12 protein-coding genes and 1 riboswitch are annotated in these 13,004 nt (G+C 69.4%); of the genes, 10 read left to right on the forward strand and 2 right to left on the reverse strand.

Annotated elements, in window-relative coordinates; genetic code table 11:
- Window positions 1-141 precede the first annotated feature (141 nt).
- From nagZ to tatC, 4 genes are all read left to right on the forward strand, one after another.
- Entirely contained in the window at window positions 142-1,149 is a 1,008-nt protein-coding gene (nagZ, locus tag ASF58_RS09240; RefSeq protein WP_055950725.1) for a beta-N-acetylhexosaminidase, read from the forward strand.
- Between the two features lie 251 nt (window positions 1,150-1,400).
- Complete coding sequence (locus ASF58_RS09245; RefSeq protein WP_055950728.1) at window positions 1,401-1,658, forward strand: twin-arginine translocase TatA/TatE family subunit; 258 nt, start codon at window positions 1,401-1,403, stop codon at window positions 1,656-1,658.
- 117 nt (window positions 1,659-1,775) lie between these two features.
- The gene (gene tatB / locus ASF58_RS09250) at window positions 1,776-2,357 is read left to right on the forward strand and encodes a Sec-independent protein translocase protein TatB (protein WP_055950730.1); all 582 of its coding nucleotides are present in this window, start codon (window positions 1,776-1,778) and stop codon (window positions 2,355-2,357) included.
- Window positions 2,354-3,154 carry a twin-arginine translocase subunit TatC gene (gene tatC, locus ASF58_RS09255; RefSeq protein ID WP_055950733.1) on the forward strand — a complete coding sequence of 267 codons (801 nt, stop codon included), beginning with the start codon at window positions 2,354-2,356 and terminating at the stop codon, window positions 3,152-3,154. Before tatB ends, tatC begins: the two co-directional genes overlap by 4 nt.
- A 10-nt stretch (window positions 3,155-3,164) precedes the next feature.
- Here tatC and ASF58_RS09260 read toward each other — a convergent pair whose 3' ends face one another.
- On the reverse strand, window positions 3,165-3,917 hold the full coding sequence (locus ASF58_RS09260) for a lysophospholipid acyltransferase family protein (protein WP_055950736.1): 753 nt from the start codon (window positions 3,915-3,917) through the stop codon (window positions 3,165-3,167).
- A gap of 166 nt (window positions 3,918-4,083) precedes the next feature.
- On the opposite strand from ASF58_RS09260, the gene ASF58_RS09265 reads away from it, so the two are divergent.
- The 3 genes from ASF58_RS09265 (at window position 4,084) to ASF58_RS09275 (ending at window position 6,855) form a co-directional block, all read left to right on the forward strand.
- Window positions 4,084-4,893, forward strand: coding sequence for an exodeoxyribonuclease III (locus ASF58_RS09265; protein WP_055950739.1), 810 nt, complete (start codon window positions 4,084-4,086; stop codon window positions 4,891-4,893).
- Window positions 4,894-4,969: 76 nt separating this feature from the next.
- Window positions 4,970-6,217, forward strand: a complete 1,248-nt coding sequence (locus ASF58_RS09270) for a DUF3419 family protein (RefSeq protein WP_055950744.1) — start codon at window positions 4,970-4,972, stop codon at window positions 6,215-6,217.
- A gap of 26 nt (window positions 6,218-6,243) precedes the next feature.
- On the forward strand, window positions 6,244-6,855 hold the full coding sequence (locus ASF58_RS09275; protein WP_055950747.1) for a class I SAM-dependent methyltransferase: 612 nt from the start codon (window positions 6,244-6,246) through the stop codon (window positions 6,853-6,855).
- 236 nt (window positions 6,856-7,091) lie between these two features.
- Here ASF58_RS09275 and ASF58_RS09280 read toward each other — a convergent pair whose 3' ends face one another.
- Window positions 7,092-8,567 carry an amino acid permease gene (locus ASF58_RS09280; RefSeq protein WP_055950749.1) on the reverse strand — a complete coding sequence of 492 codons (1,476 nt, stop codon included), beginning with the start codon at window positions 8,565-8,567 and terminating at the stop codon, window positions 7,092-7,094.
- 198 nt (window positions 8,568-8,765) lie between these two features.
- Window positions 8,766-8,878, forward strand: a riboswitch (SAM-I-IV-variant riboswitch).
- 64 nt (window positions 8,879-8,942) lie between these two features.
- Between ASF58_RS09280 and ASF58_RS09285 the strand changes: the two genes are divergently transcribed.
- The 3 genes from ASF58_RS09285 (at window position 8,943) to pnp (ending at window position 12,881) form a co-directional block, all read left to right on the forward strand.
- Window positions 8,943-9,998 (forward strand): low specificity L-threonine aldolase, encoded by a 1,056-nt coding sequence (locus ASF58_RS09285; RefSeq protein ID WP_055950752.1) that lies wholly within the window; start codon window positions 8,943-8,945, stop codon window positions 9,996-9,998.
- 234 nt (window positions 9,999-10,232) lie between these two features.
- Window positions 10,233-10,502, forward strand: coding sequence for a 30S ribosomal protein S15 (gene rpsO, locus ASF58_RS09290; protein ID WP_055950756.1), 270 nt, complete (start codon window positions 10,233-10,235; stop codon window positions 10,500-10,502).
- Between the two features lie 207 nt (window positions 10,503-10,709).
- Window positions 10,710-12,881 (forward strand): polyribonucleotide nucleotidyltransferase, encoded by a 2,172-nt coding sequence (pnp, locus tag ASF58_RS09295; RefSeq protein ID WP_055950759.1) that lies wholly within the window; start codon window positions 10,710-10,712, stop codon window positions 12,879-12,881.
- The last annotated feature ends 123 nt before the right edge of the window (window positions 12,882-13,004 follow it).

Genomic DNA, 13,004 nt, shown 5'->3' on the forward strand with positions numbered 1-13,004 from the left:
ACCCCCCATTCCGTTCGACGTTTTCCGGCCGCATCCTGCCCCGATTGGCGTGGGGTCGATTCGTCGCCGAGCCCTTCCGGCGGCCGTCCCATCCCGCCAGTCCACTCTCCGAGCCAATCCACCGAGGATGCGTCCCCGATCATGACCTCCCGTGCCCTGATCCTTGGTTGCGCCGGCAAGACCCTCTCGGCGCAGGAGGCCGCCTTCTTCCGGGACGTGGCGCCCTGGGGCTTCATCCTGTTCAAGCGCAACATCGGGACGCCCGACGAGGTCCGCGCCCTCACCGACGCCCTCCGAGAGACGGTCGGCCGCGCGGACGCCCCGATCCTCATCGACCAAGAGGGCGGCCGGGTGCAGCGCATGGGACCGCCGCATTGGCCGGCCTATCCGGCGGGGCGTCGTTTCGGCGGGCTCAACGGCTCGGCCGCAGCGATCGCGCATCTGGGCGCCCGGCTGATGGCCCATGACCTTGCCAGCGTCGGCATCAACGTCGACTGCGCCCCTGTCCTCGACGTGCCGGTGGCCGGAGCCCATGACGTGATCGGCGACCGCGCCTACGACACCACGCCCGACCGCGTGGCCGAGATCGGCCGGGCCGTGGCGGAGGGCCTGATGCAGGGTGGCGTGCTGCCTGTCATGAAGCACATTCCCGGGCATGGCCGCGCCGGCTGCGACAGCCACAAGGGCCTGCCGGTGGTGGAGGCCGACCTCGCCACCCTGAGCGCCCAGGATTTCGTACCCTTCCGGGCGCTCGCCGACCTGCCGATGGCCATGAGTGCCCATGTGGTGCTCACCGCCCTCGATGCCGCCCACCCGGCGACGCAGTCGGCCATCGTGATTCGCGACATCATCCGCGGGGCCATCGGCTTCGACGGGCTGTTGATGACCGACGACCTCTCGATGCACGCCCTCCAGGGCACGTTCCGCGGCCGGACCGAGGCCTGCTTCGCTGCCGGCGTCGATGTCGGCCTGCACTGCAACGGCGATCCGGACGAGATGCAGGGCGTCGCCGAGGGTGCGCCTGCCCTGGCCGGCGCGGCCCTGCGTCGGGCCGAGGCTGCCCTGGCCCGCCTGCCCGCCGGGCCCGACACCTTCGACGTGCAAGAGGCCCGGGCCCGGTTCGCGGCGGCCCTGTCGATGGCCGCGTGAGTTCGTGATCGCCTGAGTTCCTGCTCACCCGCCATCCCGCGCACCGCGCGCCGGATGAGGAGACAACGGCGCGTGGCTGGTCTATGAACCGGCGGCGGGCCGGAAACTTGCATGCCCGCGATGCGGCGATCGGAACGGAGCGAGAGTCACCCGCACTTCTTGTGCTCGGGGTACCCGATCCTTAGGTTCGCCCTCAACCGACACACGAGACGGCGCCGCGCGGTGTTTGAGCTGCGGCGCGGGAGGTTGCCATGGGCAGCATGAGTATCTGGCACTGGATCATCGTCGCCGGCATCGTGATGCTGCTGTTCGGTCGCGGCAAGATCTCCGACCTGATGGGTGACGTCGCCAAGGGCATCAAGGCCTTCAAGAAGGGCATGGCGGAGGACGAGACGCCGACCACCACGGCCGTGCCGCCGCCGAGCGCGGGCGAGCCGGTGCGGACGTTGCCCCATCAGGGGGAGCCCGCCACCGCCAACACGGTGTCGGCCGACCGCAAGGTCGTCTGATCCCCTACGCGAGAATCGGGCGCTGCGGCCGATCGCGGGTCTGGCGCAGGGCGCCACGACCTGCCATGGGCGGCGCGCCGTTGATGGACGGCGCACGGTCGCGGGACAGTCGACACCATGTTTGACATGAGTTGGGGCGAGGTGATGCTGATCGGCGGCGTCGCCCTCATCGTCATCGGCCCGAAGGATCTGCCGAAGGCCCTGCGTACGGTGGGGCAGATCACCGGCAAGATGCGCCGCATGGCCGGCGAGTTCCAGTCGCAGTTCAACGAGGCGATCCGTGAGGCGGAGTTCGACGAAATCCGCCGCGAGGTGGATGGGGTCAAGCGCTCGGCGAGCACGATGGGGCCGACATTCAACCCGGTGCAGACCATCCGCGACGAGTTGAAGGGGGCCGTCGACGGTCGGACCGAGACAAAGACGACCCCTTCGCCGACCCAGGGCCTCGCCAACGTCGCCGACCAGCTGGCCGAGCGCGAGACTTCGTCGTCCGAGCCCGTTCGAGACATGCCAAACCCCGTGCCAGCCCCCGTGGAAGCGCTGCCCGACCTGCCGCCGCACCCGTCTTCGGGGGCGCCCGGTCCGGCTGCGACCCACGCCTGGACCGCCGAACCGCCGCCCGGCTCCCCCGACCCAGCTCCCAGCGCGTCGCCTCACTCCGAGACGCCGGCCAAACCCCAGCTTGATTCCGGCCGATGATCAACGAGACCGACGAAGCCGAGATCGAAGCCTCGCGGGCCCCGCTCCTCGACCATCTCATCGAGTTGCGGTCGCGGCTGATCAAGTCGCTGGCTGCGTTCGTGGTGATGTTCTTCGGGTGCTTCTTCTTCTCGCGGCACATCTACAACATCCTCGTCTACCCCTACGTCTCCGTGGTGGGTGTCGAGAACGCGAAGCTGATCGCGACGCACTTCCTCGAGCAGGTGTTCACCAACATCAAACTCAGCGTGTTCGGGGCCGGCTTCCTGGCCTTCCCGGTCATCGCCACGCAGATCTACGCCTTCGTGGCCCCGGGTCTCTATCGCAACGAGCGCCAGGCCTTCCTGCCGTACCTCATCGCTACGCCGATCTTCTTCATCCTCGGCGCCCTGGTGGTGTTCTTCCTGGCGATGCCGCTGTTGATCCAGTTCTCGGTCTCGCTGCAGCAGATCGGCCAGCCCGGCGAGGCGACGATCGCACTCCTGCCGAAGGTGGACGAGTACCTCTCGCTCATCATGACGCTCATCTTCGCCTTCGGCATCGCTTTCCAGCTACCGGTGATCCTGACCCTGCTCGGGCAGATCGGCGTAATCGACACGGCGTTCCTGCGCGAGAAGCGCCGCTACGCCATCGTCCTGGTGTTCGTAGCCGCCGCCGTGCTGACGCCGCCGGACGTGATCTCGCAGCTCTCGCTCGCAATCCCGATGCTGCTGCTCTACGAGGCCTCGATCTTCTCGGTGGCCCGCGTCGAGCGCCGTCGAGCCGCCCAGCGCAAGGCCGAGGGGCTCGACCCGTAAAACGCCGCCCTTACGGAGCCTCGGCCGTCACGGCCGAGGCGACGGGCGCGGCAGGATCACGCCAGCGGTTCAGCTCGGCGTCGATCGCCCCCTGCGTCCCACGCATGAACTCAGCGCCGCTCAGCCCCGGGGGCAGGGGCGGAAGGTAGCTCACGGTCACGGCGCCGGGGCTGTGGCGGGCGCCGCCATGGGGCCAGTACAGGCCGGAATTCACCGCCACCGGCAGCACGGGCAGGCCGAGCTTGGCGTAGAGCAGCTCGACCCCGCGCTTGAACTGGACCGGCTCGGCGATGCCGCCGCGGGTGCCTTCCGGAAACATCAGCACCGAACGCCCCTGCGCGATCGCCGCGCGGCTCTCGTCGATCATCACCCGCAGGGCCTGGGTGCCGTTGGCCCGGTCGATGATGATCATCGGCGAGCGGCGCAGGAACCAGCCGACGATGGGGATCGCCACCAACTCGCGCTTGGCCACGATGGCGACGTTGGGCACCAGAACGAGGAAGGCCAGGGTTTCCCAGGCCGATTGGTGGTTGGCCACGATGAGGCAGGGCTCGGCCGGAATGCGGGCGCGGCCCTCCTCGACATAGGTGAGCCCGACGATGCGGGCGAGGCCGAACAGGATGCCCCGGGACCACAGGCGGGTGAAGGCCCGGATCGGCCGTGCCGGCGCGCCCAGCAGCGCGAGCACTGCCAGCGGCAGGATGAACAGGGCGGTCCAGGCGGCCCAGTAGGCGTTGAAGAGCGCGGAACGGATGCGCGACACGTGACGATCCCTCGATCTCGCCCCGGGTGCGATCCCTCGCGGATCAGGAGCCCCAGGCGCGGCATTTCCCCGGCGACGGCGGCGGCGATCCGGTCTATGCCGGCCCGCCGCGCCGACGCGCGCACGATCCTTTAAACATTTTCCAGTTTCACGCGAGCCGAACGCCGTGCGCCTCACCGTCACCACTTGGAACATCAACTCGGTGCGCCTGCGCATCGATTCGGTCCTGCGCTTCCTCGCCGAGGCCCAGCCGGACGTGCTCTGCCTGCAGGAGACGAAGTGCCCGGACGACGCGTTTCCGCTGAAGGCCCTGCGGGGCTCCGGCTACGAGAACGTCGTGTTCGCCGGCCAGAAGGGCTATAACGGCGTCGCGATCCTCTCGCGCTTTCCCCTCCTCACGCGCGACGTGATGGCGTTCTGCGAGCGCCAGGACGCGCGTCACATCTCGGCGGTCCTGGGGCCCGAAGCCGGGAAGGCGGCCGGGATCGTGCTGCACGATTTCTACGTGCCGGCGGGCGGCGACGTCCCCGACCGCGGCCTCAATCCGAAATTCGCGCACAAGCTCGACTTCCTCGACGAACTGCGCGCCTGGGGTGGGCGGCGGGTCACGGGCCCGGCGATCCTGGTCGGCGACCTCAACGTGGCGCCGCTGGAGCACGACGTCTGGTCGCACAAGCAGCTCCTCGATGTGGTGAGCCACACCCCTATCGAGACCGAGCGGCTCGAGACCCTGCGGGGCGAGGCCGGCTGGGTCGATGCCGCCCGCCTGCTGGTGCCGGAGCCGACGAAGATCTACACGTGGTGGAGCTACCGCTCTCCCGACTGGGCGGCGGCCGACAAGGGCCGGCGCCTCGACCATGCCTGGGTCTCCTCCGACCTCGCCGGCACGGTGCGCGACATGACGGTCGCCCGCCACGTCCGGGGCTGGGACCGCCCCTCCGACCATGCGCCGGTGACGCTGACCCTGGAACTCTAAGGGCTGTCACCGGCCGGTCATGCGCGAGGCGTAGGGGCGGCGTCCATCATCCCCGATGGACAGTCCGAGAGCCCGCATGAATCCCGCAGCACGGGCGGTCCGCCGCGAAACCAGCCTCGGCCTGACCCAGGCCGTGCATCGCAGCCGCGCCCTGTCCCGCGCCGGCCTGTCCGAGCGGCTGTTCACCCTGGCCTTCAGCGGGCTGGTCTATCCCCAGATCTGGGAGGATCCGGCGGTCGATCTGGAAGCTCTGGCGCTGGGGCCGGAGGACCACGTCGTCGCCATCGCGTCGGGCAGTTGCAACGTCCTGTCCTACCTCACCGCCGATCCGGCACGGATCAGCGCAGTCGATCTGAACGGCGCGCACATCGCCCTGGGGCGCCTCAAGCTCGCGGCCCTGATGCGGCTGCCCGATTCGGCAGCCTACCTGCGCTTCTTCGGGCGTGCCGACACGGCCGGCAACATCGCCGCCTACGATGCGCGAATCGCGCCTCACCTGGACGCCACCGCGCGCGCGTATTGGGAGGCCCGTCGCCTGGACGGGCGCCGGCGCATCGCAGCCTTCTCAGAGAACGTCTTCCGCCACGGCCTGCTCGGGCGCTTCATCGGGACCGGGCATCGGCTGGCCCGGCTCTACGGCTGCGACCTCTCCGCCGTCCTCAAGGCCCGCGACCGCGCCGAACAGCGCAGCCTGTTCGCGGCACACGTGGCGCCGCTGTTCGAGAAGCGCCTCGTGCGTTGGCTGATCCGGCGCCCGGCCTCCCTCTACGGCCTCGGGATCCCCCCAGCCCAGTACCGGGCCCTCGCCCAGGGCCACCCGGGCGGCATGGTCGACGTCCTACGCCACCGCCTGGAGCGCCTCGCCTGCGACTTCGACCTCGCCGACAACTACTTTGCCTGGCAGGCCTTCGGCCGGGGCTACGCCCCGGGTCCGGACGCGGCCCTGCCGCCCTACCTGCAGCCGCGCTACTTCGAGACCCTGCGGGCCCGGGCCGGACGCGTGAGCTACCGCCAGCAGTCGATGACGGCGTTCCTGGCGGCCAGCCCGGACAGGAGCGCGGATGCCTACGTGCTCCTCGACGCGCAGGACTGGATGAGCGACGCCGACCTGACCGCCCTGTGGACCGAGATCACCCGCACCGCCCGGCCGGGCGCACGGGTCATCTTCCGCACGGCCGCCGACGAGCGCTGCCTGCCGGGCCGGGTGCCGGACGGGATCCTCTCCGCCTGGGACTATGCCGAGGCCGAGAGCCGCGCAGGACAGGCCCGCGACCGCTCCGCCATCTACGGCGGCTTCCATCTCTACCGTCGGCGGGCCGCGTGAGCGACGCCGCGCAGGCGATGGACCGGATGTACCGGCGCCAGCGCCACCTCTACGACGCCAGCCGCAAATTCTATCTCCTCGGGCGCGACCGGGCGATCGCGGACCTCGCCGTTCCGGCGGGCGGTACGGTGCTGGAGATCGGCTGCGGCACCGGACGCAATCTCGTGCGCATCGCCCGAACCTACCCGGAGGCCGCCTGCCACGGCCTCGACGTCTCGGCGGCGATGCTCGCCACGGCCGCCCGCAGCGTCGCGCGCGCCGGACTCGAGTCCCGCATTCGCCTCGCGCGCGGGGATGCGACGGCTTTCGACCCGGAGGCCCTGTTCGGGCGGGCAAGCTTCGACCGGATCGTAATCTCCTACGCCCTGTCGATGATCCCGCCCTGGGAGCGGGTACTGGCCGAGGCCGCTGGACACCTCGCACCGGGCGGACGGCTCCATGTGGTGGATTTCGGCGATCAGGCGGGCCTGCCCCGCCCCGCCCGCAGCCTCCTCAACCGATGGCTCGCGGCCTTCGCGGTGACGCCGCGCGCAGCCCTGCCACAGGCGGTCGCGGCCGTGGCCTCCACCCTGGACGCCGAGGCGCAGGTGCACCAGCGCTTCCGCGGCTACTGCGTGCACGCGGTGATCACGCGCTGAGGACGCAGGATCCGCTTGGCGAGCGCCCATCGCAGAGATTGATTCAGCCGGCTTCGGCCGAACGCCCTGGCGCGACCCCGCATTGGGTTTCCGACGCGGCGGCTTCCAGGCCGCCCACCCCAACCGGAGGTTTTCCCATGCGCAAGCTCCTCGTCGCCTTCCTGCTCCCGAAGCTCGTCTCCTATCTGCGCCGGCGCTATTCCGGCCGTCCGAGCCCGCGCCACTACTCCTGAGATTCAGCGCGCCGGGACCGCAGGCAGTCCCGGCGCGCTCATCCGGCGCAGCCGAGCCTCCCGTCGACCGTAGCCGAAATAGATCGCCAGCCCCACGACGAGCCACAGGGCGAGCCGCAGCCAGGTGTCCCCGGGCAGGCCGAGCATCAGCCCGAGGCAGGACAGGATGCCGAGGATCGGCACCACAGGCATGCCCGGCACCCGGAAGGGGCGAGGGCGCCCCGGATCCGTCCGGCGCAGCACGAGGACGGCGGTGCAGATGACCACGAAGGCGAAGAGGGTGCCGATGCTCACCAGTTCGCCCAGGAGGTCGATCGGAACCAGCCCCGCCACCAGGGCCGTCACGGCACCGATGGTGATCTGACTGGTAGCCGGCGTCCGGAAGCGGGGATGCACCCGCGCGAAGGCCGGCGGCAGCAGACCGTCGCGCGCCATGGCGTAGAAGATCCGGGCCTGCCCGTAGAGGGCAGCGAGCGCCGCCGTGGTCAGGCCGAGAATCGCCCCGAACTTGATCGCAACCGCGAAAGCCCCGAAGCCGATTGCTTCCACCGCCTTGGCGATGGGGTCGGGCACGTCGAGGGCCCGATAGGGGACGAGGCCGGTGAGCACCGCCGCCACCGCCACGTAGAGCACCGTGCTGATCGCCAGCGACCCGAGGAGCCCGATCGGTGCGTCGCGTTGGGGACGGCGCGTCTCGCCCGCCGCGGTCGAGATTGTCTCGAAGCCGATGAAGGCGAAGAACACCACGCCGGCCCCGCGCAGCACGCCGCTCCAGCCGAACGCACCGAAGGTGCCGGTGTTCTCCGGCACCAGGGGAGACCACAGGCCCACATTCACGTGGGCCGCACCGACGCCGATGAAGGCCAGGATGATCGCAACCTTGATCGCCACCATTACGACGTTCACCCGAGCCGATTCGCGGTTGCCGCGCACGAGGAGCAGGGTCAGCAGGCCGATGATGGCCGCCGCCGGCAGGTCGAACCCTGCGTCGACCCCGCCGGGCAGGGGGGTGAAGGGCGCCGCCGAGAGGAATGGAGGAAGATGCAGGCCGACATCGGCGAGGAGCGAGCGGGCATAGCCCGACCAGCCCACCGCCACGGTCGCAGCGCTCATGGCGTATTCGAGGACGAGGTCCCAGCCGATGATCCAGGCGCAGGCCTCCCCTAGGGTTGCGTAGGCGTAGGTGTAGGTGCTCCCCGGGACCGGCACCATCGCGGCGAGTTCGGCATAGCAGAGTGCGACGAACCCACAGGCGATGCCGCCGAGCACGAAGGACAGGGTCAGGCCCGGACCGGCATAATTGGCCGCCGCCGTACCGGTGAGGACGAAGATGCCCGCCCCGATGGTCGCCCCGACCCCGAGGGCGACGAGGTCGAAAGCCGAGAGCGAACGCGGCAGGCGCGAGGTCCCATCGCCATCGGCGTCGGCCGCCAGGATGTCGGCGATGGATTTTCGCGCGGTGAGGCTGTTGCCCGTCATCGGCCGGACCTTCGCATGACGGTGGATCGTGTGCCAATCGGGGCAAGTCCCGCGCCAAGGCCTTCTCACGCACCAAGGCCTTCTCCCGCACAAGGCCTGCGTGCCGAGCACCGGTCCAGACTTTCTCGCCAGGATCAGCTCTCGCGCCAGGCAGCAACCTGGCCGTGTTGTCAGCGCCGGTCCCCTCTGGTAGATCTTGAACAGCATCAAGAGTCGGGGCGATCCCTGACGCCAACCTGCTCTCCCGGGCAAGGTGGCACCCTCCGGCAATCGGCGGGGATGTGGCCGGACCGGCAACCGAACGGGCTTCGCCATATCTCTATCCGGTCGGTCGCTGCACTCCTGATGCGGACCTTGACCAGACGAGAGCGACCGATGCCCCCCGAGCCCCAGCAATTCGCGAGCGACAACTACGCCGGCATCTGCCCCGAGGCCTGGGCCGCTATGGACGCGGCCAATCGCGGTTCGGTGCCGGCCTACGGCGAGGACCCGTGGACGAAGCGGGCCGCCGATGCCTTCAGGACCCTGTTCGAGACCGACGCCGCCGACGTCTTTTTCGCCTTCAACGGGACGGCTGCCAACGCCCTGGCCCTGGCCTCCCTCTGCCAGTCCTACCACAGCGTCATCTGCTCGGCCTCGGCCCATGTCGAGACGGACGAGTGCGGCGCGCCCGAGTTCTTCTCCAACGGCTCGAAGCTGCTCGTGGTGGCGAGCCCCGACGGCAAGCTGGACCCGGCCTTGATTCGAAGCGTCGCCACCGGTCGCTCGGACATCCACTTTCCGAAGCCTCGCGTGGTCACGATCACCCAGCCCACCGAGACGGGCCAGCTCTACAGCCTCGCCGAGATCCGGGCGATCGCCGCCTCATGCCGAGATCTGGGCCTGCGCCTCCACATGGACGGAGCGCGCTTTGCCAATGCCTGCGCCAGCCTCGGCTGCAGCCCCGCCGACATGACCTGGAAGGCCGGCGTCGATCTCCTGTGCTTCGGCGGCACCAAGAACGGCATGGCGGCGGGCGAGGCGATCCTGTTCTTCGATGCCGCCCTGGCGGAGGATTTTGGCTACCGCTGCAAGCAGGCGGGCCAACTCGCCTCGAAGATGCGCTTCCTCTCGGCGCCCTGGGTCGGCGTGCTGGAGGGCGGAGCCTGGCTGCGCCACGCCGCCCATGCCAATGCCTGCGCGCAACGCCTCGCTGCCGCCGTGGCGGACGTAAGCGCCTTCGCGCTGATGTTCCCGGTGGCGGCCAACGCGGTCTTCCTGCGCGCCGCACCCGAGCACCTCGAGGCCCTGCGCACCCGGGGCTGGCGCTTCTACACCTTCATCGGTGGAGGCGCGCGCTTCATGTTCGCCTGGGATTCGGATCCGGCACGGATCGAGGCGCTCGCAAGGGACATCCGCGCGGTGGCCGGATGCGAGGCCGCCGCGGCCTGAGCGCTTCCCTCTTCCAACGTCCCCGTACGGGACCGCGACACCCCGAGGGCTGGCGTCGGAGCGGGTTTCGTGTATGGTCCGCGCCGCTCCGACCCGTGCGAACGGGGCCGGGGCACAAGCTGCTTGTGGGTCTGACCGTGCTGGACGACATCCCGGCACCGGCCTTCCACGAGCGTGGCGCGGCCCTCGCGACGAGGCCGCCCTTTCCGAAAACCCGTACCGAAAGGCACTGCGATGTCGATCACGGCAGAGCGCAAGACCGCGCTCATCAAGGAATACGCGACCGGCGGCAAGGACACCGGTTCTCCGGAGGTCCAGGTGGCGATCCTGACCGAGCGGATCACCAACCTGACCGGCCACTTCAAGACCCACGGCAAGGACAACCATTCCCGCCGCGGCCTCCTGAAGATGGTCTCGCAGCGCCGCTCGCTGCTCGACTACGTCAAGCGCAAGGACGAGGCCCGCTACCGCAGCCTCATCGAGCGTCTCGGCATCCGCCGCTAAGCAGCACTCTCATGCGGTTCCGGGCCCGGCCCGGGGCCGCGTTTTGACAGTTCGGGCGGCCGGAATGGGTCCGGCCACCCGAAGACCCGGGCGACTTGAAGGCGGATGCGTCGGGGACAGGATCGCGGGGGGCACGGCGTGCGGTGCCCCCCGCCATCTTGCCCCTGACGGCGCCGGGTTCGCCCGATCGCAGGAAGGCTAGACACTATGTTCGATATCCAACGCGAAGAGCTGATGTGGGGCGACCGCAAGCTCGTCCTCGAGACGGGTAAGGTCGCCCGCCAGGCCGACGGCGCCGTGATGGCGACCTACGGCGAGACCTCGGTTCTCGCCACCGTCGTGTCCGCCAAGGAGCCCAAGGCCGGCATCGACTTCCTGCCGCTCACGGTGAACTACCAGGAGCGTGCCTACGCCGCCGGCCGTATCCCCGGCGGGTACTTCAAGCGCGAGGGCCGTCCGTCCGAGAAGGAGACCCTGGTCTCCCGCCTCATCGACCGTCCGATCCGCCCCCTCTTCATCGAGGGCTGGCGCAACGACACCCAGGTCGTCGTCACCGTCCTGACCCACGACCTCGAGAACGATCCCGACATCCTCGCGATGGTCGCGGCCTCCGCCGCCCTGACCCTGTCGGGCGTGCCCTTCATGGGTCCGATCGGTGCCGCCCGCGTCGGCTACACCAATGGCCAGTACACCCTAAACCCGCACGTGGCCGACCTCGAGGCCTCGACCCTCGACCTCGTCGTCGCCGGCACCCAGGACGCCGTCCTGATGGTCGAGTCCGAGGCCAAGGAGCTCGACGAGGAGGTCATGCTCGGCGCCGTGATGTTCGGCCACAAGCACTTCCAGCCGGTCATCGAGGCGATCATCCGCCTCGCCGAGAAGGCCGCTAAGGAGCCCCGCAACTTCTCCGCCCCCGAGAACGGCGACGTGGAAGCCGCCGTGCTCGAGGTCTGCGAGGCCGACCTGCGCGCTGCCTACAAGAACACCGTCAAGCAGGAGCGCTACGCCGCCGTCGATGCTGTGAAGGCGAAGGTGATGGCCGCGCTCTGCCCCGCCGAGGGCGAGGCGCGCTTCCCGGCCGAGAAGGTCAAGGCCGCGTTCAAGGAAGCGCAGTCGAAGGTCGTGCGCTGGAACATCCTCGACACCGGCTCGCGCATCGACGGCCGTGACGTCCGCACCGTGCGACCGATCGAGTCCCAGGTCGGGGTGCTGCCCCGCGCCCATGGCTCCTCGCTGTTCACGCGCGGCGAGACCCAGGCCCTCGTGGTCGCCACCCTCGGCACCGGCGAGGACGAGCAGTTCATCGACGCACTGGAAGGCACCTACAAGGAGACCTTCCTGCTGCACTACAACTTCCCTCCCTACTCGGTGGGCGAGACCGGCCGCATGGGCTCCCCGGGCCGTCGCGAGATCGGCCACGGCAAGCTCGCCTGGCGCGCCGTGCATCCCGTGCTGCCGCCGGCCCACGAGTTCCCGTACACGATCCGCGTCGTGTCCGAGATCACCGAGTCGAACGGCTCCTCCTCGATGGCCTCCGTCTGCGGCGCCTCGCTGTCGCTGATGGATGCCGGCGTGCCGCTGCGCCGTCCGGTGGCGGGCATCGCCATGGGCCTCATCCTCGAGGGTGAGCGCTACGCGGTGCTGTCCGACATCCTCGGCGACGAGGATCACCTCGGCGACATGGACTTCAAGGTCGCGGGCACCGAGTCCGGCATCACTTCGCTGCAGATGGACATCAAGATCGCCGGCATCACCGAGGAGATCATGAAGGTCGCCCTGCACCAGGCGCAGGAAGGCCGCGTCCACATCCTCGGCGAGATGGCGAAGGCCCTGACCGACGCCCGTCCCGAGCTCGGCGAGTACGCGCCGCGCATCGAGACGATGCAGATCCCCACCGACAAGATCCGGGAAGTGATCGGCACCGGCGGCAAGGTGATCCGCGAGATCGTCGACAAGACCGGCGCCAAGATCAACATCGACGACACTGGCACGGTGAAGATCGCGTCCAGCGACGGCAAGGCCATCAAGGCCGCCTACAACTGGATCCGCTCGATCGTGGCCGAGGCCGAGCCGGGCATGATCTACGATGGCACGGTCGTGAAGACGATGGAGTTCGGCGCTTTCGTGAACTTCTTCGGCGCCAAGGACGGCCTCGTCCACATCTCGGAGCTCGCCGCCCAGCGGGTCGCCAAGGTGACGGACGTCGTTAAGGAGGGCCAGAAGGTCAAGGTGAAGTTTCTCGGTCAGGACGATCGCGGCAAGATCCGCCTCTCGATGAAGGTCGTCGACCAAGAAACCGGCGAGGACATCACCGAGAAGCTCAAGGCCGAGCGCAACGCCGAGCAGGACCGCGCCCGCGGACCCCGCCAGGAGGCGTAAGCGACCAGTTCCGGCCGGGTGCGTCAGCGCTCAGCCGAACCGATCAAAACGAGAAGAGCGCGGTCCCATCAGGGCCGCGCTCTTCTTCCTTTTGAGAGCAAGACTGAAGCTGCGATCGGCCGA

It is taken from the genome of Methylobacterium sp. Leaf125 (genome assembly GCF_001423085.1).
In the GTDB taxonomy this organism is placed as follows: domain Bacteria; phylum Pseudomonadota; class Alphaproteobacteria; order Rhizobiales; family Beijerinckiaceae; genus Methylobacterium.